Here is a 19489-nt window from a genome sequence, read left to right as displayed (position 1 = left end):
TCGCTCACGCCGCGCTCCCCTCCTCGTGGCGCGCGTCGCGCTCGCGCTGGTAGTCCTGCAGGCTCTTCACATCGAAGCCGGCGCGCACCGCCTCGATCGAGGCGACGGCGGCAGACAGCTCGCTGATGGTCGTGAAAAGCGGCTTGTCGGCTGCGACCGCGGCGGCGCGGATCTCGTAGCCGTCGTGCCGGCTCGCGCCACCGGTCGGCGTGTTCACGACGAGGTCGACCTCGCCGCGGTTCAGCATGTCCACGACGGACTCGCCGTCCTTCGAGCTCTCGCTGTACTTCCGCACCGTCTCGCTCGCGATGCCGTTGCGCGCGAGCACCTCGCCCGTGCCCTCGGTGGCGACGATGCGGTAGCCGAGCTCGGTCAGTCGCAGGATCGGCAGGATGATGTTGCGCTTGTCGCGGTCGGCGACCGAGACGAACGCCGTTCCGGAGGACGGGATGCCGCCGTAGGCGCCCGCCTGGCTCTTGGCGAAGGCGCGCGGGAAGTCGCGGTCGATGCCCATCACCTCTCCGGTCGAGCGCATCTCGGGCCCGAGCAGCGAGTCGACGACGTGGCCGGCCTTGTCGCGGAAGCGCTTGAAGGGCAGCACGGCCTCCTTCACAGCCACCGGGGCGTCGAGCGGGATGCTGGAGCCGTCGGCCTCGGGCAGGAGTCCCTCGGCGATGAGCTCGGCGATCGTGGCGCCGGCCATCACCCGGCTCGCGGCCTTCGCGAGGGGAATCCCCAGCGCCTTGCTCACGAAGGGCACCGTGCGGCTCGCACGCGGGTTCGCCTCGAGCACGTAGAGCACGCCGGCTCCGATCGCGAACTGCACGTTGAGCAGGCCGCGCACGCCGATGCCGGCCGCGATCTTCCCGGTCGCCTCGATCACCTTGGCGATGTCGGAACGGCCGAGCGTGACGGGCGGCAGGGTGCAGCTCGAGTCGCCGGAGTGCACGCCGGCCTCTTCGATGTGCTCCATGACGCCGCCGATGTAGAGCCGCTCGCCGTCGTAGAGGGCGTCCACGTCGATCTCGGTCGCGTCGTCGAGGAAGCGGTCGACGAGCAGCGGGTGACCGGGGCCGACGATGCCCTGGCCCTCGATGCGGTCGAAGTAGTCGATCAGCTGGTCCTCGCTGAAGACGATCTCCATGCCGCGGCCGCCGAGCACGTAGCTCGGGCGCACGAGCACCGGGTAGCCGATGTCGCCCGCAACCTGCTTGGCACCATCGAGCTCGTAGGCGGTGCCGTTGCGCGGCGCGAGCAGACCGGCGTCTTCGAGGATGCCGGCGAACAGGCCGCGCTCCTCGGCGAGGTCGATCGCCTCGGGGCTCGTGCCGAGAATCGGCACCCCGGCCTCCTTCAGGCCGGTCGCGAGGCCGAGCGCCGTCTGGCCGCCGAGCTGCACGACGACGCCGACGAGCTCGCCCGTCTGCGACTCGGCGTGGATGACCTCGAGCACGTCCTCGAGCGTGAGCGGCTCGAAGTACAGCCGGTCGGACGTGTCGTAATCCGTCGACACCGTCTCGGGGTTGCAGTTGATCATGATCGTCTCGAAGCCCGCGTCGTGCAGGGCGAACGAGGCGTGCACGCACGAGTAGTCGAACTCGACGCCCTGGCCGATGCGGTTCGGGCCCGAGCCGAGGATGACGACCTTGCGCTTGCCGCTCGGCTCGACCTCGGTCTCGCTGTCGTAGCTCGAGTAGTGGTACGGCGTGAGCGCCGGGAACTCCCCCGCGCACGTGTCGACGGTCTTGTAGACGGGCCGCACGCCGAGGATGTGCCGCACCTCGCGGACATCCGCCTCGCCGAAACCGCGCAGCTGCCCGATCTGCACGTCGCTGAAGCCGTGCTGCTTCGCCCACTGCATCGTCGCGGTGTCGAGGGTCGGCGCGTTCCGCACGTCCTCGGCGACCTCGTTGATCAGCGCGATCTGGTCGAGGAACCACGGGTCGATCTTGGTGGCCTCGAAGACCTGCTCGATCGTGGCGCCCTTGCGCAGCGCCTGCTGCACGAGCACGATCCGGCCGTCGGTCGGGGTCTTCGCGGCTTCGAGCAGCTCGTCGATCGTGCGGGGCTCCTCGTCCCAGTGGAACGACGAGCCGCGCTTCTCGAGGCTGCGCAGCGCCTTCTGCAGCGCGGTCGAGAAGTTGCGGCCGATGGCCATCGCCTCGCCGACCGACTTCATGGTCGTGGTCAGCGTCGGGTCGGCCGCGGGGAACTTCTCGAAGGCGAAGCGCGGCACCTTGACGACGACGTAGTCGAGCGTCGGCTCGAAGCTCGCCGGGGTGACGCGGGTGATGTCGTTCGGGATCTCATCGAGCCGGTAGCCGATGGCGAGCTTCGCGGCGATCTTCGCGATCGGGAATCCGGTCGCCTTCGACGCGAGCGCGGAAGACCGCGAGACGCGCGGGTTCATCTCGATGACGATGACGCGCCCGTTGCTGGGGTCGACGGCGAACTGGATGTTGCAGCCGCCGGTGTCGACGCCCACGCGGCGGATGATCTCGATGCCGATGTTGCGCAGGTTCTGGTACTCGCGGTCGGTCAGCGTGAGCGCCGGGGCGACGGTGATCGAGTCGCCCGTGTGCACGCCCACGGGGTCGACGTTCTCGATCGAGCAGACGACGACCGTGTTGTCGGCGGTGTCGCGCATGAGCTCGAGCTCGTACTCCTTCCACCCGAGGATCGACTCCTCGAGCAGCACCTCGTGCGTGGGCGAGTCGTGCAGGCCGGCGCCGCCGATGCGGCGCAGGTCCTCTTCGTTGTACGCGAAGCCCGAGCCGAGGCCGCCCATGGTGAACGACGGGCGCACGACGAGCGGGTAGCCGAGCTTCTCGGCGCCCGCCAACAGCTCGTCCATGCTGTGGCAGATGACGGATGCCGCGACGTCGGCCCCCGCCTCGAGCACGAGCTCCTTGAAGATCTGCCGGTCCTCGCCCTTGCGGATCGCGTCGACCTTGGCGCCGATCAGCTCGACGCCGTACTTCTCGAGGATGCCGCGCTCGTGCAACGCCATGGCCGCGTTCAGCGCCGTCTGGCCGCCGAGCGTCGGCAGGATCGCGTCGGGCTTCTCCTTCTGGATGATCGACTCGATCACCTCGGGGGTGATCGGCTCGACGTAGGTCGCGTCGGCGAAGTCGGGGTCGGTCATGATCGTCGCCGGGTTGGAGTTGACGAGGATCACGCGCACCCCCTCGGAGCGCAGCACACGGCACGCCTGGGTGCCGGAGTAGTCGAACTCGACCGCCTGGCCGATGACGATCGGCCCGGAGCCGATGACGAGGACGCTGTTGATGTCGGGGCGCTTAGGCAATGTGATCCTTCACCATCTGGGCAAACCGGTCGAAGAGGTAGTTGGCGTCGTGCGGGCCGGCCGCGGCCTCGGGGTGGTACTGCACCGAGAACGCCGGGATGTCGAGTGCGTTGAGGCCCTCGACCACGTCGTCGTTCAGGTCGACGTGGCTGACCTCGATGCGGCCGTAGCCGTTCGGCGAGTCGAAGGGCTCGTCGTTGCTCGGCGCCTTGACGGCGAAGCCGTGGTTGTGCGCCGTGATCTCGACGCGGCCGGTCTGCTTGTCGCGCACCGGCTGGTTGATGCCGCGGTGCCCGAACGGCAGCTTGTAGGTCTCGAGGCCGAGGGCGCGCCCGAGCAGCTGGTTGCCGAAGCAGATGCCGAAGAACGGCAGCTTCGCGTCGAGCAGGCCGCGCAGCACCTGCACCTGGCTCTCAGAGGCGGACGGGTCCCCCGGGCCGTTCGAATAGAACGCGGCGACCGGCTCGATCGCAAGGATCTGCTCGAGGCTCGAGTCCTGCGGCAGCACGTGCACCTCGAAGCCGCGCTTCGCGAGGTTGTCGATCGTCGACTGCTTGACGCCGAGGTCGAGCACCGCGAGGTTGCCGATCTTCTCGCCGACGGCGGGGGTCACGGTGTCCTCGGTCACGGAGACCTGCGCCGAGAGGTTGAGGCCGGCCATCTCGTCGCCGCCGCGCACGAGCTCGAGCTGCTCGGACTGCGAGAGGGCGGCGTCGTCGCCCGAGAAGATGCCTGCGCGCATGGCGCCGAGGTCGCGGATGTGGCGGGTGACGGCACGCGTATCGATCCCCGAAATGCCCACGATGCCGGTCGAGACGAGCTCGTCGTCGAGGCTGCGGATCGAGCGGAAGTTCGAGACGACGCGGCTGGGGTCGCGCACGACGTAGCCGGCGACCCAGATCCGTCGCGACTCCATGTCGTCGTCGTTCATGCCGGTGTTGCCGATGTGCGGGGCCGTCTGGATGACGATCTGGCCCGCGTACGACGGGTCGGTCAGCGTCTCCTGGTAGCCGGTCATGCCGGTGGCGAACACGAGCTCGCCGAGCGTGCGGCCCTGGGCGCCGTAGGCGCGACCCTCGTAGCGGGTCCCGTCTTCGAGCACCAGGACGGCGGGGGAAGGAACAGGCACGTCAGACCTCGCTTTCTGCAGCAGTTGAAGAGTTGATCGCGTCATAGAGAGCCCGGGACTTCTCGGGCTCTGCGACGCGGAAGTAGCTGTCGACGGTTTCGCTCGTCGACTCGCGAGCTTCGCCGCGCGTCGACTCGCGAAGCGAATGGAGATGCCAGCTCAGCACGAGCAGTCCGTCCTTCTCGACGGCCTTGTCGATCACGACCTGAGCCGGCCGGGCCGAGTCGATGGCGGATGCCGCGATCCAGACGTCCTCTGCGCCGTCGAGGCTCACCACGAGTCCCGCGCCGTACGCGGCGATGGTGCCCTGGGCGCGGAATCCCAAGCCCCTGATCGCGAGCCGTTCGAGCGGCTTCTCGTGCGCGGTCGTCGCGACGTACAGCACGCGCGCTTCGACGAGCGGAGCGCCGAGCTCGGCGGGAACGTCGTGCGGCGGCTCGAGGTGGGCTGAGCGGCGCACGAGCGCGCGCCACCCCTGCCACATCCCGAACAGCACCAGCAGCAGGACGAGGACGACGATGATCGTGGAGGCCCACTCAGGCACGCGCCACCTCCGCAGCGTCGAGCACCGCGCCGTCGGCGACGGTGCGCCGGCCCTGGTGGAAGGTGTGCAGGACGCGCCCCGGCAGCTCGAGCCCGAGATAGGGCGAGTTCACGCCCTTGCCCGCGAGGTCCTCGGTCGAGAACGAGCGGGTGACCTCAGGGTCGTAGAGCGTGATGTTCGCCGGCGCGCCGACGACGAGCCCATCGGCGTAGCCCGCGAGGGAGCCGATCTCGGCGGGCTTCGCGCTCATGATGCGTGCGACGTCGGCCCAGTCGATGCGCCCGTCGGCGACGAGGGCCGCATGCACGACCGACAGGGCGGATTCGAGCCCGACCATGCCGTTGGCGGCGGCGTCCCACTCGGTGTCCTTGGCCCAGGCGGGGTGCGGCGCATGGTCGGTGGCCACGATGTCGATCGTTCCGTCGACGACGGCGGCGCGCAGCGCTTCGGCGTCTTCGCGGGTGCGCAGCGGCGGGTTCACCTTGTAGCGCGCGTCGTAGCCGCGCACGAGGTCCTCGGTGAGCAGCAGGTGGTGCGGCGTCACCTCGGCGGTGACGCGGATGCCCCGGGACTTCGCCCAGCGGATGACCTCGACCGAGCCCGCGGTGGAGACGTGGCAGACGTGCAGGCGGCTGCCCACATGCTCGGCGAGCAGCACGTCGCGGGCGATGATCGACTCCTCGGCGACCGCCGGCCAGCCGGCGAGACCCAGCTCGCCCGAGAGCGCGCCCTCGTTCATCTGCGCGCCCCGGGTGAGCCTCGGCTCCTGCGCGTGCTGCGCGATGACGCCGTCGAACGCCTTCACATACTCGAGCGCGCGGCGCATGAGCAGCGGATCGGAGACGCAGAAGCCGTCGTCGCTGAACACCCGCACCTGCGCGCGGCTCGCGGCCATGGCGCCGAGCTCGGCCAGCCGCTCGCCGCCCAGGCCGACCGTCACGGCGCCGATCGGGCGCACGGTGGCGTAGCCGGCGGCCTCGCCGAGCGAGAGCACCTGCTCGACGACGCCCGCGGTGTCGGAGACGGGCGAGGTGTTGGCCATGGCGAACACCGCGGTGTAGCCGCCGGCCGCCGCGGCGCGCGTCCCGGTGAGAACCGTCTCGGACTGCTCGTAGCCGGGCTCGCGCAGGTGCGTGTGCAGGTCGACGAGGCCGGGAAGGGCGATCAGGCCGTCGGCGTCGACGTGCGTGGCATCCACGCTGCTCACGCTCGTGCCCGCCTCGACCAGCGTGCCGTCCTCGATGAGCAGGTCGGCGCGCGACCCGTCGGGAAGCGTTGCGCCGGCGATCAGGAAGCTCTCTGCCATTCTCAGTTCTCCTCTTCGCCGGCGAGCAGCAGGTATAGGGCCGCCATGCGGATCGAGACGCCGTTGGCGACCTGCTCGCGCACGGTCGAGCGCGGCGAGTCGGCCGCGGCGGCCGAGATCTCGAGCCCGCGGTTCATGGGTCCCGGGTGCATGACGATGGTGTCGCCGGCGAGCCGCGCGAGGCGTTCGTCGTCGAGACCCCACGTGCGTGAGTACTCGCGCTCGTTCGGGAAGAACGAGGCACGCATCCGCTCGCCCTGAATGCGGAGCATCATCAGCACGTCGGGTACGCCCTCGTCGATCGCTGCGTCGAGGTCGTAGCCGACCGTGACGGGCCAGTGCGAGGTGTCGACCGGCAGGAGCGTCGGCGGCGCGACGAGAGTCACCTCGGCGCCCAGCGTGGTCAGCAGCCACACGTTCGAGCGGGCGACGCGCGAGTGCAGGATGTCGCCGACGATCGTCACGGCGACGCCGTCGAGCGCCTTGCCGCGGCTCGCGTCGCCGTGCAGCCTGCGGCGCATCGTGAACGCGTCGAGCAGCGCCTGCGTCGGGTGCTCGTGCATGCCGTCGCCGGCGTTGATCACGCCGGCGTCGATCCACCCGCTGGTCGCGAGCGTGAAGGGCGCGCCCGAGGCCTGATGGCGGATGACCACGCCGTCGGCGCCCATCGCCTGCAGCGTCTGCGCGGTGTCCTTGAGGCTCTCGCCCTTCGAGACGCTCGAGCCCTTCGCGCTGAAGTTGATGACGTCGGCCGAGAGCCGCTTCGCGGCGGCCTCGAAGCTGATGCGGGTGCGGGTCGAGTCCTCGAAGAAGAGGTTCACGACCGTCTTGCCGCGCAGTGTCGGCAGCTTCTTGACCTCGCGGTTCTGCACATCGGCCATGTCCTCGGCGACGTCGAGCAAGCCGATGGCGGATTCGCGAGACAGGTCTTTGGTGGAGAGGAGGTGGCGCATCAGGCGTCCGCCTCGCTGTCGCGCTTGGACTCGATCGCGACGAACTCGTCGCCGTCGTTCTCGGCGAGGTGCACGTTGATGCGCTCGTCGTACGCGGACGGCAGGTTCTTCCCGACGAAGTCGGCGCGGATCGGCAGCTCGCGGTGCCCGCGGTCGACCAGGGCGGCGAGGCGCACGATGCGCGGGCGGCCGATGTCGTTCAGAGCGTCGAGGGCGGCGCGGATCGTGCGACCTGAGAACAGCACGTCGTCGACCAGCACGACCGTCGCGCCGTCGATCGATGCGGGCACGCTCGTGCGCCCCGGCGTGCGGGTCCGGGTGTGGGCGAGGTCGTCACGGTACATGGTCACATCGAGGCTGCCGGCGAAGACGTCGCTGCCTTGTTCGATGCGGGAGATATTCGCCGCGATGCGCCGTGCGAGAGTCACGCCTCGGGTCGGGATTCCGAGGATCACGAGCCCCTGCGTGCCCCGGTTCGACTCGAGGATCTCGTGCGAGATCCGAGTCAGTGCCCGGGCGATGTCAGCCTCACTCAGCACGATTCTCGTGCTCATCCGCCGACTCCCTTCTCCGCCTCACGGGACGGTCTTTAAAGAGTGCCTACTTCGGCAAGCCTATCAGCGCCCGGCGAGCCAATCTCCGAACGCGTCGAACGAGTACGGGCGGCCGAGGAAATCCTCGATGAGCTGTGCGGCGTCCGTGGAGCCGCCGGGGGCGAGCACGAGGTCGCGATAGCGGTGCGCGACCGCCTCGTCGAAGAGGTCTGCACGGTCGAAGGCCGTGAACAGATCGGCGGCGATCACCTTGCTCCACATGTACGTGTAGTAGGCGCTGGAGTAGCCCGTGAGGTGCCCGAAGGACGCGTGCTGATGCTCGCCGGGCAGCGGCGCGAGCACGTCGTACTGCGCCTGCAGTGCTCGTGCGTATGCGGTGCGGTCGGCCGGGCGATCGCGGTGCAGGAAGTACGAGACCGCGGTGTAGAAGAGCTGGCGCGCGATGAGCTGACCCCGGCCGAGCACGTTCGCCGCCCGCATCCGCTCGACCAGTTCTGCGGGAATCGGCTGCCCGTCGTCGTCGGTCGCGAAGGTCTGCAGCACACGGGCATCCCATGCCCACTCCTCGAGCAGCTGGCTCGGCGCCTCGACGAAGTCCCACTCGGTGGTGATGCCCGAGAGCGCCGCGAACTCGTGGCGCGAGGCGATCAGCTGGTGGACGAGGTGCCCGAACTCGTGGAACAGCGTCGTGAGCTCGGAGTGCAGCAGCGGCCCGCGGGTGAAATTGCACGCGAGCGCGGCCGAGGCGAGCTGGCGCCCGGCGACGCCCGTCTGCAGGCCGAACGCTGCGGCGTGCTTGAACTTGCCCTCGCGCGGGTGCAGGTCCAGATAGATGCGCCCGAGTGCGTCGCCCTCGAGGGCGACGTCGTAGACGTGCACCTCTGGGTGCCAGCGCGGCGCGTCGGGAAGCTCGGTGTATTCGAGCCCGAACAGACGACCGGTGACGTCGAGCAGGCCCTGCCGCACCTTCGCGATGTCGAGATAGCGGCGCGCGAGCTGGGTGTCGACGTCGAACTTCTCGCGGCGCAGAAGCTCGAGGGCGTGCATGTTGGCCGAGAAGTCCACGGACTCCGCGCTCGGGTCCTCGCGCTGCAGCGCCTCGAGCGCCTCGGCGTAGTCGGCCGCGGCCTGCGGTGCCACCGTCTCGTGCAGCCGTGCGATGAACTCCTCGATGGCCCGGGCCGAGCCGGTCATCTTGGTCTGGGCATCGAGGTCCGCCCAGCTGTCGAAGCCGAGCAGCGCGGCCTTCTGCGCCCGCAGCTCGAGCAGCTCGCCGAGGACCGCGTCGTTCGCCGGCCACGCGCGGTTCTGAAGGGCGACCACGAGCTCGCGGCGCGCGTCGGCGTCGATCGCGTAGGTGCGGAAGGGGACGACGTCGGGGTAGTCGGTGGTCACCGTCACGAGGCCGTCCTCGGCGACGGGGTGCGCCGCGATCCAGTCCGCGGGGAGGCCCGCCAGGCGCTCTGGGGCGAGCCGCACGCTGCGCACGTCGTCGCGCACGTTGCGGTTGAACTCCTGCGAGAGCTCGGTGATGCGGTCGTCGAGGGCGGCGACCTCGACCCGCGTCTCGGCGGGAAGGTGCACACCGGCGAGGCGGAAGTCGCGCAGCAGGCGAGACAGCCGGCGCGCGGCCTCGTCGTCGAGGCCTTCCGCATCGACACCCGAGACGACGGCGTAGAGCTCGGAGTCCTGCTGCCGCTCGGTCGCGAGGGCGTCGGCCGTGCGGGCGCGCTCCTCGAAGAGCTCGCGCACGGCGGGGTCGGGGTGCACCTCGCTCAGCAGCTCGGAGGCGGCCGCGACATCGCCGATCGCGAGGTCGCCGTCGTTCCAGAGGCTGAGCACCTCGGCGGCCGAGCGCGCCGAGCCGTCTTTGAGCGCGGCGACGCTCGCGCGGAATGCGTCGATCAGCCCGGCGGTGTAGCTCTCACCCCAGCTCAGCCAGGCATCGTCGGTGGCGGGAAGCTCGAGCGGCGTCAGGGGCATGCTCGCACCCTATCCGGATCGGGCGGTCACTTCCGACCGGGTGGCGCTACTCCCCCGCGGGCGCCTCGGACGAGGCATCCGCAGCCCCGTCATCGCCGACCGTCTGCGCGATCTTGGCGAGGAGCCCGTTGATGAAGCCCGACGAGTCCTCGGTGGAGAGGACCGTCGCCGCCTCGACGGCCTCGGAGATCGCGACCCCGGTCGGCACCTCGGGGTTGTACAGCAGCTCCCACACCCCGATGCGCACGATGGCGCGGTCGACGATCGGCATGCGGGCGAGGGTCCAGCCGTGGGCGTACGTCTCGATCAGCTCGTCGATCTCGGCGCGGTGGTCGTAGACGCCGTCGACGATCTCGCGCGCGTAGAGCCAGGATGCCTCGCGCGCCGGCTCATTGGCCGCGCGCTCGGCCTCGGTCGCGAGCGCCTGCGGAATCGGGATGCCGCGCAGGTCGGCGACGTACAGGATGTCGAGGGCCCGCTTCCGGGCCTTCGTGCGTGCCGACATTAATCGTTCACACGGCCGAGGTAGTCGCCCGTGCGGGTGTCGACCTTGACCTTGGTGCCGGTCTCGAGGAACAGCGGGACCTGGATCTCGTAGCCCGTCTCGAGCGTCGCAGGCTTGGTGCCGGCGCTCGAGCGGTCGCCCTGCAGGCCAGGCTCGGTGTAGGTGACCTCGAGAATGACCGAGGCAGGAAGCTCGACGTACAGCGGGTTGCCGTTGTTCATCGCGATCGTCACGGTCTGGTTCTCGAGCATGAAGTGCGCGGCGTCACCGACGGTGGCGGCGGGCACGTTGATCTGGTCGTAGTCAGTCTGGTCCATGAAGACGAACGAGTCGCCGTCGTTGTAGAGGTACTGGTAGTCGCGGCGGTCGACCGTCTCGATGTCGATCTTGGTGCCCGCGTTGTAGGTCTTGTCGACGACCTTGCCCGTGACGACGTTCTTCATCTTCGTGCGGACGAACGCACCGCCCTTGCCCGGCTTGACGTGCTGGAACTCGACGATGCTCCAGAGCTGGCCGTCGATGTTGAGGACGACGCCGTTCTTGATGTCAGCGGTTGATGCCATGGGCGGTTCCGTTCAGTGTCGTTGCGAAGATGCGCTCGCGATAAGGAAGCTGCGTGGCCGATCGAGCTTCGACGAAGCGATGGCCAGCGAAGATCCTATCAGCGGGCTCGGCGCGGGTCTCTCAGGCCCGGCGCTGCCCGCCGCGCACACTCGCCGAGATCGACGCCGCGATGATCACGAAGACGATCGCGACGGCCACCTGCCAGATGTGGCGCCACCAGTCGAAGCCGCCGGTGCCGACGAACTGGCCGTTGTGGAAGAGCGCGGCGTAGATCCAATTGCCGACGATAATTCCGAGGATGCCGCAGATCGCGGTGAGCCAGAACGGGATATCGTCGTGCCGGCTGGGCACGATCCACTTCGCGATCAGGCCGATGATGATGCCGCCGATGATGATCCACAGGATCGTGCCGAGCATGCTGTTCCCCTTTACAGTCGCTGGCACCCTGATGGGCGCCTCACAGGAGAATCATTGCCCCGTTCGGGTGAGTTGCGCGAGGGCTAGACGATACGAGTCGAAGCCGAATCCGGCGATGACGCCGGTCGCCACGGCTGTGATGACGCTGGTGTGGCGGAACGTCTCTCGTGCGTGCGGGTTCGAGATGTGCACCTCGATGAGCGGCACGCCCGAGCTCGTCACGTACTGCACGGCATCGTGGACCGCGATCGAGTAATGCGTCCACGCGCCGGCGTTCAGCGCGACCGGCGTCTTCTCGCGCGCGGCCGCGTGCAGCCAGCCGAGCAGCTCGCCCTCGTGGTCGGTCTGCCGCACCTCGACGGTGGCGCCGAGGCCCGCGGCATCCGCTTCGAGCAGCGCGCGCAGGTCGTCGAGCGTCTCGCTGCCGTAGATCTCGGGTTCGCGGGTGCCGAGGGTGCCGAGGTTGGGGCCGTTCAGAACGAGCACGTGGGTCACGGGCTTACTTTAGCGAGGCCTCTTCCCGCAGCCGCGATGCGCCGCAGAATCGGGTCAGCGATGGTCAGTGCCGGTGCGCGGTGCCGCAGCGAGCGCGCGATCTTTGCGAAGTGCGAGGCGGGACGTCGTCCACCAACCGAGGGCGACGGCAAGCGCCGAAGGGATGCCGTAGATGAACGTTGTGTCCCACGGGAACGGAAGCTCGCTCTGCCCGTAGATCCCCATGGCCTCCAGCATTACGATGCCGACGAGCGCTCCGTAGAGCACGAAGGCGGCGAGATGCGCGGCATCGCGGCCCTGTCGGCGCAGGGCGAAGCCGACCGCGTACGCCGCCGGTGAGCCGAGCACGGTGGCGATGACACTGAGATGAAGCCCAGCAACCGGGATGACGAACGCGTATTCGATGTCGCTGCCGCCATCGCTCAGCGAGCCGATCACGCCCGAGATCGCGACCAGCGGCTGGAACCAGAGAAGGGCGAGCCCCGCTCCCCGCACGAATTCGCCCAACGTGAACGCGCGCGGCAGCTCAGCTGTGCGCGGCGATGAGGTGCCGTAGCGGCGCGCCAGGTCGCTCATGCGCCGAGCTCCCCCACGAGATCGAGCAGCCTCCGCAGCGGAGCCCGCAGCACCGGGGTGCGCAGCAGCGGCAGCGCGGCTTTCAGCAGCGCGAGCCCCTGGTCGAGAAGGCGCTGGGTGCTGCGCTGGCCGGGTGAGCGGTCATAGCTCCAGTACAGGCACAGCAGCAGGTAGGCGAGCCACAGCGCGTGAGGCATCCGTGCTTCGAATTCGACCGGCAGCGCGCGCCGGGCGCCCGCCAGGGCGTCGCGGAACAGGCCCACGACGATCTCGCGCGCCGGCGCCGACTCCGGTGACATCGGATTGAGCGGTGAGTCCGCGGCGACCATGGCGGTGAGGAAGCCGGACGCGTAATCGCGGAAGGGCGCCAATTGCGCGAGCCCGGTGCGGAAGACGACGCCGAGGCGCTCGGTGAGGTCGGACGCCGCAGCCAGTGCCGGCTCTGCGGCTGCGCGGTGCGCCTGCTGCACCTCGAGGTAGAGCTCCTGCACGAGGTGGTTCTTCGTCGGGAAGTAGTAATAGGCGTTGCCGAGTGAGACCCCCGACTGGCTCGCGATGCTGCGCATCGTCGTCGCGTCGAAGCCCTGCTCGCGGAACGAGCGCAGCGCGGTGGTGCGAATGAGGTCGCGCGTCTGCTCGGATTTCATGCGCTGCTCGTCGTTTTGAACATGTTCAAAAACTAGGTCATGCAGGCGGATGCCACAAGCTCCGCCCGTCGGCGAGATCCCCCGGCGTGGGCGCTAATCCGCGACCGCGAGGTGCTTGGCCGCGCAGACGGCGCGCGCGGTCCGCGCTTCCGTGCGCACGAACACCGAGACGGTGACGTCGTCGCTGGTGCAGGCGACCATGGGCGGCACCGTGAGGTCCCAGCTGACGGTCGGCAGCGCCGTGCACGGGGTGCCGGGCGTGGGCGCGGGCGGCGGCGAGACGAGCGGCGCCGGCTGCGCGACGGTGCCGAAGCCCGGAAGGCGACCGGGCGCGGGCCCGCCGCTGGCGAAGTAGGTGCCCTGCGGCGACACGACGAGACCGCTGAGCGTCCAGTGCTCGCCGTCGCTCGTGTCGAAGGTCACGCAATCGCGGCCGAGTGCCTGCTGCTCGGCCGACATGCGGTCCATCTGGGCGGTCGCCGAGTGGTCCTTGTACAGCGCGGCGCAGATCGCGAGCGGGTCGACCCGCGCGTGGCGCGCCGCCTGCCGTGCGGTCGCCGACCAGCCCGAGAGCGGGTCGCCGTCGGCGTCGAAGCACCTCACGGACTGCAGCGGCGGCCTGTCGGCCTGTTTCGGCAGCACGTTCGCATTCAGCCGCCCGGTCGCGAGCAGCGCGACGACGGCGGCGACCGCGACGCCGATCACCGCCCAGACCGCGACCAGTGTGTGTCGCGGGTGCCGCGGCGGTGCGGGTGCGGTCATGCTCTGACGGTACCCGGGGTCACCGCCCTAGACGCCGACCTCCTGATACGCGGCGAAGAGCAGCGACTCGTCGGGGCCGTGCAGCACCGTCGGCCGAGCGATGTCGTCGAGCACGATGAAGCGCATCATCGCGCCGCGCGCCTTCTTGTCGCGCCGCATGGTCGCAAGCAGCATCTGCCAGCGGCCGAGCGGGTAGGTGGTCGGCAGGGTGAGCGAGGTGAGGATGCTGCGATGCCGCTCGGCCGCCGCATCCGACAGCCGCCCGGCGAGCCGCGACAACTCGGCCGCATAGACCATGCCGACCGAGATCGCAGCGCCGTGCCGCCACTGGTAGCGCTCGGCGTGCTCGATCGCGTGCCCGAGCGTATGCCCGTAGTTCAAAATCTCGCGCAGGCCGGACTCCTTGAAGTCCTCGCCCACGACGCGGGCCTTGAGCGCGATGGCGAGCTCGACCACGCGACGGAACTCGTCGGACGAGGCATCCGTCGCGCGGTCGACGTCGGCCTCGACGATCTCGAGGATCTCGGGTTCGGCGATGAATCCGCACTTGACGATCTCGGCGAACCCTGCGAGCACGTCGTTGCGCGGCAGGCTGGAGATGGTGTCGAGGTCGGCGACGACCGCGGAGGGCGCGTAGAAGGAGCCGACGAGGTTCTTGCCCTCGGCCGTGTTGATGCCGGTCTTGCCGCCCACCGCGGCGTCGACCATGCCCAGCACGGTCGTCGGAACCTGGATCAGCTTGACGCCGCGCAGCCAGGTCGCCGCGACGAACCCTGCGAGGTCGGTCGCGGCGCCACCGCCGAAGCCGATGACGGCGTCGGAGCGGGTGAAGTCGGCCTGGCCCATGATCTGCCAGCAGAAGGCGGCCACCTCGACGCGCTTGGCTGCCTCGCCGTCGGGCACCTCGGCGAGGAGGACCTGGTAGCGGTCGGCGAGGCTCGCGCGCAGCTCGGCTGCCGCGGCGGCGAGGGTCGGCGGGTGCACGACGAGCACCTTCGACACGTCGTCGCCGATCTTGTCGGCGAGGCCGTTGCGCAGGCCGTAGCCCACCGTCACGGTGTACGGGTCGAGGCCCGGGACCGGGATCTCGGTGATGTCGTCGGTGCTCATGTGCGAGAACTCCCGTCTTGTCGAGCGTCGCCTCTGCGGCGGCGCGCCTACTCCGCGAATTCGCCCGCGGTGTGGATCCAGTCGGCCAGCTCCTGCGCGATCTGGTCGCGGGGCCGGTTCGCGGTCTCGACCCGCCGGTCGGCCAGTCGCTCGTAAAGCGGGCGGCGCGCCGCGACGAGCGCCTTCCAGGACTCGATGTCAGGGGCGAGCGGCCGCTTGCCGTCGGCCTTGATGCGGTGCTCGACGGATTCGGCGTCGACATCGAGCAGGATGACGAGATGGGCCTCGAGGTCACGCTGTGTGGCGGCGTCGAGCACGGCGCCGCCGCCGAAGGAGATGATCGCGTCGTGGCGGAGCGCCTCGATCACCGCGGCGCGCTCGAGGGCGCGGAAGTGCGGCTCGCCGTGCTGGGCGAAGATCTCGGTGATCGGGCCGTGGTCGCGCACGATGATCGCGTCGGTGTCGACGAAGTCCTTGTCGAGCAGTTTCGCGAGCTTCTTGCCCACCTTCGACTTCCCGGCCGCGGGCGGGCCGATGAGGACGATCGCCACGCCTACGCCTCGGCGCCGGCGGACGCGCTGGCGACCGCGGTGCGCAGCGTCGCGGGGATCGCGGCGACGTAGGCATCGAGGTTGCGCTTCGTCTCAGCGAGCGAGTCGCCGCCGAACTTCTCGAGCACGGCGTCGGCCAGCACGAGCGCGACCATCGCCTCGGCCACGACGCCGGCAGCGGGAACAGCGGAAACGTCGGAGCGCTGGTGGTGCGCGGGCGCCGCCTCGCCGGTCGACACGTCGATGGAGCGCAGCGCGTGCGGGACCGTGGCGATGGGCTTCATGCCGGCGCGCACCCGCAGCACGGTGCCGGTGGACATGCCGCCCTCGGTGCCGCCCGCTTTGTCGCTCGTGCGCTCGATCAGCCCGTCGTCGACGACGAGCTCGTCGTGGGCCTGCGAGCCACGGCGGCGCGTGGTCTCGAAGCCGTCGCCGATCTCGACGCCCTTGATCGCCTGGATGCTCATGAGCGCCTGGGCGAGCCGGCCGTCGAGCTTGCGGTCCCACTGCACATGCGACCCGAGCCCGGCGGGGACGCCGTAGGCGAGCACCTCGACGATGCCGCCGAGCGTGTCGCCCTCCTTGTGGGCCGCATCGACCTCGGCGACCATGAGCGCGCTCGTCGCCGCGTCGAAGCAGCGCAGCGGATCGGCGTCGAGCGCCTCCACGTCGGAGGGCAGCGGCAGCCGGGAGCCCTCGGGCACGCGCACCGGCCCGATGGAGAGGGTGTGCGCGACGGTCGTGATGCCGAGCTCGCGCAGGAACGACTTCGCGATCGCGCCGAGGGCGACGCGGGCGGCGGTCTCGCGGGCGCTCGCACGCTCGAGCACCGGGCGGGCCTCGTCGAAGCCGTACTTCTGCATGCCGACCAGGTCGGCGTGACCCGGGCGGGGGCGGGTGAGCGGGGCACCGCGGCCGCCGCTCAAGACACTGGGGTCGACGGGCTCGGGGCTCATCACATCGACCCACTTCGGCCACTCGGTGTTGCCGATGCGCAGAGCGACCGGGCTGCCCATGCTGAAGCCGTGCCGCACACCGCCCGACAGGGTGAGCTCGTCCTGCTCGAACTTCATGCGCGCCCCGCGGCCGTAGCCGAGCTTGCGGCGCGCGAGATCCGCCTGGATATCGTCGACCCTGACCGGCACGCCGGCGGGAAGACCCTCGAGCATCGCGATCAGTTCGGGTCCGTGCGATTCCCCTGCGGTGAGCCAACGAAGCATGGCTCAAGCCTACTTGCGTACCGGGGTGCCGTCGGCCTCGAGGCCGACCGCCGCACGCATGGCGGCGAGCACGGATTCCTCGTCGGGCAGCGGCGCGAACGGGTCGCCGCCGACGAAGATGCGCACCTGCAGCAGCGCCTGGTGCACGAGCATGGCCAGGCCGCTGAGCACGACTCCCCCGGCATCCCCCCATGCCTGACCGAGCGTGCTCGGCCAGGGTTCGTACGCGACGTCGAGAAGCGGCACGCGCGCGCGGAGGTCGTCGGCGAACGTGAGGGGCACGTCGACGCCGCCTGGCAGCGTGCTCACGACGAGGCCCGTCGCGGCGTCGTCGCGTGCGGCGTCGAACGTGGCGATGTCGATGGTGAGGCCGACGGATGCCGCGAGCGGGACGAGCGCCGCGGCGCGCTCGGGGGCCCGCACGCTCACCAGCACGCTCTCGGCCCCGAGCTCGCTCGCGGCGACGATCGCCGATGCCGCTGTTGCGCCGCCGCCGAGGATGTGGGCGCGCCGCACGGTGTCGACGCCGCCGGCGCGGAGCGCGCGCACGATGCCGGGAACATCGGTGTTGAAGCCGGCGCGGTGCACGGTGTCGCCGCCCCATTCGAACAGGACCGTGTTCACGGCGCCCGTCAGCTCGCCGACCCGATCGATCTGGTCGAGGTGCGGCTGGATCGTCTGCTTGAGCGGCATCGTCAGCGAGAGTCCGCGCCACGCGGAATCCCGCGACTTCACGAACTCGGCGAGCGTGCTCTCGTCGACCTCGTGGCGCTCGTAGACCCACGGCAGGCCGAGCACGTCGTAGGCCGCCGCGTGCAGTGCGGGCGACTTCGAGTGGGCGATCGGCTTGCCGAGCACCGCGAGCCGACGCTCGGACATCAGCTCGGCGGTCACTTGCAGTACACCTTGTTGTCGGGCTCCTGGCACCACGCCTGCAGCTTCGCCACGTTGGCGTCCTGCTCGTCGGCGGTCTTCGAGAACGCCGTCTCGCCGGTCTGCAGGTTCACGACCGTGAAGAAGAGGTAGTCGCCCTGCGGGTTCGCCGCGGCCTTGAGCGCCGCATCGCCGGGGTTTCCGATGGGGCCGGGCGGCAGGCCCTTGTGCGCGTAGGTGTTGTAGCGGTTGGACGTGTCGGCGCGCTGGGCGGGGGTGGTCCACACGGTGTCGAACTTGCCGAGCCCGTAGTGCACCGTGGCATCAGATTCGAGCGCCATGTTCTGATTCAGCCGGTTCTGGAAGACGCCGGCGATCTTGGGCAGGTCGTCGGGGTTCGGCCCGGCCTCGAGCTGCACGACCGAGGCGAGGATCACCGTGTTCCACAGCTTGGTCGGATCGGTCGGCATGCCGTCGTCCTGGAACGCCTGCTTCATCCGGTCGACGAGCTTCTCGATCACCTGGTCGGCTGTGATGCCCGGGTCGAGCGTGTAGGTGGCCGGGAACAGGAAGCCCTCGAGCGACTTCGCCTGCGCGGGCAGGCCGAATCTGGCCGGATTCTTCGCCGCTGCCTGCAGCTGCGCGAGCGGGATGCCGGTCGCCGTCGCCGCGTTCTGCAGAATCGTCGCCTCGCGGTCGCCCTCGCGGACCAGCAGGGTGTGCTCGAGCCGCGACTTCGGGTCCTGCAGCAGCGCGAGCGCGCTCGCGGCGCTCATGCGCTTGCGCAGCTGGTAGACCCCCGGCTGGAAGACCGGGTCGGGCTTGGTCTGGAGGAGCAGCGAATAGAACGCCTGCGGGGTCTTCACGACGCCCGCGTCGGCGAGGCTCCTCGAGATCGACTCGCCCGTGTCGCCCTGCTTGATCGTGACCTTGGCCGTTCCGCTGCCGTCGCCCGTGTAGTCGGTCGGCGTCGTGTCGAAGCGCCCCATCACGGCCTTGACCTGAGGCTGGAAGGTGTTCCACGCGTAGAGCGCCCCGCCGCCGATCAACCCCAGGATGACGACGGTCGAGATGATCCACGTCAGCGCTCGGCGACCCCCGCCGCGCGTGCGCGGGGGCTTCGGCGGCCGGCCGCCTCGGCCGCCCCGGGAGCCGCCGCGCGGCTCGTCGGCCGCGTGCAGCCACGCGAAGTCGTGCTCGGGCTCGCCTGAGCCGGATGCCTCGGCCGGGTCGTCGAGCTCAGGCGCCTCCGGTCGCAGTGCCGCCGTCTGCGCGGTGACGGGGGCGGTCGCCCAGATCGACGCGGTCTCGGGCTGCTTCTGCTCCTGCTCGGGCTGCTGCTGCTCGGGCGGCGCCGGCTGTTCGGCCGCCGGCTGCGCGGCGGCGCGCGCCGCTTCTGCCCGAGCGGCCATCTCGCGCGCCTCGCGCCGCGTCATCGGCTGCCGGGTCTGCCCGCTCTCAGCACCCGGGTCGTGCTGATCAGAGGGCGTGGCTCGGAAAGTCACGTGGGGAGCGCTCCTTCGGGGTCAGGAACTCGGCGGCAGGACTTCGCTGCCCGCCGGCCGGCCACTTGACCGCTCGGCGTCGAGCGCGTGCTGCAGGATCACGGCAGCCGCTGACTGGTCTACCACGCTACGCGACTTCTTTGAATTCTTGCCCGACTGCCGCAGCGACACGGTGGCCGTGACGGTTGAGAGCCGCTCGTCGACGAGGCGCACGGGCACGCTGACGGCACCGGCGAGCGCTTCTGCGAAGCCGACCGCATCGTCGGTGCTCGCGGTGCGGCGCCCCGAGAGCGCGAGCGGCAGCCCGACCACGAGCTCGATCGCGTCGAGCTCGGCGGCGAGCTGCGCGATGCGGGCGACATCGGCGCCGGCATCCGATCTCGGCACGGTTTCGAAAGGCGAGGCGAGGAAGCCGGAGGGGTCGGATCGACTGACGCCGATCCGCACCGTCCCGACGTCGATTCCGAGGCGGATGCCCGTGCGCACGG

Annotated in this window: 20 protein-coding genes; all 20 read right to left on the bottom strand. The window is 70.1% G+C overall.

What is annotated here, in order from left to right; all coding sequences use genetic code 11:
- Positions 1 to 4 precede the first annotated feature (4 nt).
- The 20 genes from carB to ruvX all read right to left on the bottom strand — a co-directional run bounded on the left by carB (position 5) and on the right by ruvX (position 19487).
- A complete protein-coding gene (gene carB / locus ABD716_RS13805; protein ID WP_344777841.1) occupies positions 5 to 3307 on the bottom strand; it encodes a carbamoyl-phosphate synthase large subunit in 3303 nt (1100 codons plus the stop codon).
- Complete coding sequence (gene carA, locus ABD716_RS13800) at positions 3300 to 4436, bottom strand: glutamine-hydrolyzing carbamoyl-phosphate synthase small subunit (RefSeq protein ID WP_344777839.1); 1137 nt, start codon at positions 4434 to 4436, stop codon at positions 3300 to 3302. The genes carB and carA overlap by 8 nt, the downstream gene beginning before the upstream one ends.
- Before the next feature lies 1 nt (position 4437).
- Positions 4438 to 4980, bottom strand: coding sequence for a PH-like domain-containing protein (locus ABD716_RS13795; protein ID WP_344777837.1), 543 nt, complete (start codon positions 4978 to 4980; stop codon positions 4438 to 4440).
- Positions 4973 to 6286, bottom strand: coding sequence for a dihydroorotase (locus ABD716_RS13790; RefSeq protein ID WP_344777836.1), 1314 nt, complete (start codon positions 6284 to 6286; stop codon positions 4973 to 4975). Before ABD716_RS13790 ends, ABD716_RS13795 begins: the two co-directional genes overlap by 8 nt.
- Positions 6287 to 6288: 2 nt before the next feature.
- Entirely contained in the window at positions 6289 to 7239 is a 951-nt protein-coding gene (locus tag ABD716_RS13785; protein WP_344777834.1) for an aspartate carbamoyltransferase catalytic subunit, read from the bottom strand.
- Complete coding sequence (gene pyrR, locus ABD716_RS13780) at positions 7239 to 7793, bottom strand: bifunctional pyr operon transcriptional regulator/uracil phosphoribosyltransferase PyrR (RefSeq protein WP_344777832.1); 555 nt, start codon at positions 7791 to 7793, stop codon at positions 7239 to 7241. Before pyrR ends, ABD716_RS13785 begins: the two co-directional genes overlap by 1 nt.
- Positions 7794 to 7856: 63 nt before the next feature.
- Complete coding sequence (locus tag ABD716_RS13775) at positions 7857 to 9776, bottom strand: M3 family metallopeptidase (protein ID WP_344777830.1); 1920 nt, start codon at positions 9774 to 9776, stop codon at positions 7857 to 7859.
- Between the two features lie 46 nt (positions 9777 to 9822).
- On the bottom strand, positions 9823 to 10281 hold the full coding sequence (nusB, locus tag ABD716_RS13770; protein ID WP_344777828.1) for a transcription antitermination factor NusB: 459 nt from the start codon (positions 10279 to 10281) through the stop codon (positions 9823 to 9825).
- Complete coding sequence (gene efp / locus ABD716_RS13765; RefSeq protein WP_344777826.1) at positions 10281 to 10844, bottom strand: elongation factor P; 564 nt, start codon at positions 10842 to 10844, stop codon at positions 10281 to 10283. Before efp ends, nusB begins: the two co-directional genes overlap by 1 nt.
- Before the next feature lie 121 nt (positions 10845 to 10965).
- Complete coding sequence (locus tag ABD716_RS13760; RefSeq protein WP_344777824.1) at positions 10966 to 11262, bottom strand: GlsB/YeaQ/YmgE family stress response membrane protein; 297 nt, start codon at positions 11260 to 11262, stop codon at positions 10966 to 10968.
- A gap of 51 nt (positions 11263 to 11313) precedes the next feature.
- Positions 11314 to 11757 carry a type II 3-dehydroquinate dehydratase gene (locus ABD716_RS13755; protein ID WP_344777822.1) on the bottom strand — a complete coding sequence of 148 codons (444 nt, stop codon included), beginning with the start codon at positions 11755 to 11757 and terminating at the stop codon, positions 11314 to 11316.
- Between the two features lie 54 nt (positions 11758 to 11811).
- Complete coding sequence (locus ABD716_RS13750; protein WP_344777820.1) at positions 11812 to 12333, bottom strand: hypothetical protein; 522 nt, start codon at positions 12331 to 12333, stop codon at positions 11812 to 11814.
- Entirely contained in the window at positions 12330 to 12980 is a 651-nt protein-coding gene (locus ABD716_RS13745) for a TetR/AcrR family transcriptional regulator (protein WP_344777818.1), read from the bottom strand. Before ABD716_RS13745 ends, ABD716_RS13750 begins: the two co-directional genes overlap by 4 nt.
- 93 nt (positions 12981 to 13073) lie before the next feature.
- Entirely contained in the window at positions 13074 to 13742 is a 669-nt protein-coding gene (locus ABD716_RS13740) for a hypothetical protein (RefSeq protein WP_344777816.1), read from the bottom strand.
- Between the two features lie 27 nt (positions 13743 to 13769).
- Positions 13770 to 14852 (bottom strand): 3-dehydroquinate synthase, encoded by a 1083-nt coding sequence (aroB, locus tag ABD716_RS13735; RefSeq protein WP_344777814.1) that lies wholly within the window; start codon positions 14850 to 14852, stop codon positions 13770 to 13772.
- Between the two features lie 47 nt (positions 14853 to 14899).
- A complete protein-coding gene (locus ABD716_RS13730) occupies positions 14900 to 15403 on the bottom strand; it encodes a shikimate kinase (protein WP_344777812.1) in 504 nt (167 codons plus the stop codon).
- Between the two features lie 2 nt (positions 15404 to 15405).
- Positions 15406 to 16623 (bottom strand): chorismate synthase, encoded by a 1218-nt coding sequence (gene aroC / locus ABD716_RS13725; protein WP_344777810.1) that lies wholly within the window; start codon positions 16621 to 16623, stop codon positions 15406 to 15408.
- Between the two features lie 9 nt (positions 16624 to 16632).
- A complete protein-coding gene (locus ABD716_RS13720; protein WP_344777808.1) occupies positions 16633 to 17517 on the bottom strand; it encodes a shikimate dehydrogenase in 885 nt (294 codons plus the stop codon).
- A complete protein-coding gene (mltG, locus tag ABD716_RS13715; RefSeq protein ID WP_344777806.1) occupies positions 17514 to 19001 on the bottom strand; it encodes an endolytic transglycosylase MltG in 1488 nt (495 codons plus the stop codon). Before mltG ends, ABD716_RS13720 begins: the two co-directional genes overlap by 4 nt.
- 21 nt (positions 19002 to 19022) lie before the next feature.
- Entirely contained in the window at positions 19023 to 19487 is a 465-nt protein-coding gene (gene ruvX / locus ABD716_RS13710; protein WP_344777804.1) for a Holliday junction resolvase RuvX, read from the bottom strand.
- Positions 19488 to 19489: the final 2 nt, after the last annotated feature.

It is taken from the genome of Gryllotalpicola kribbensis (assembly GCF_039538245.1).
GTDB classification, from domain to species: Bacteria; Actinomycetota; Actinomycetes; order Actinomycetales; family Microbacteriaceae; genus Gryllotalpicola; species Gryllotalpicola kribbensis.
This window is presented reverse-complemented; position numbering and strand designations above follow the sequence as displayed.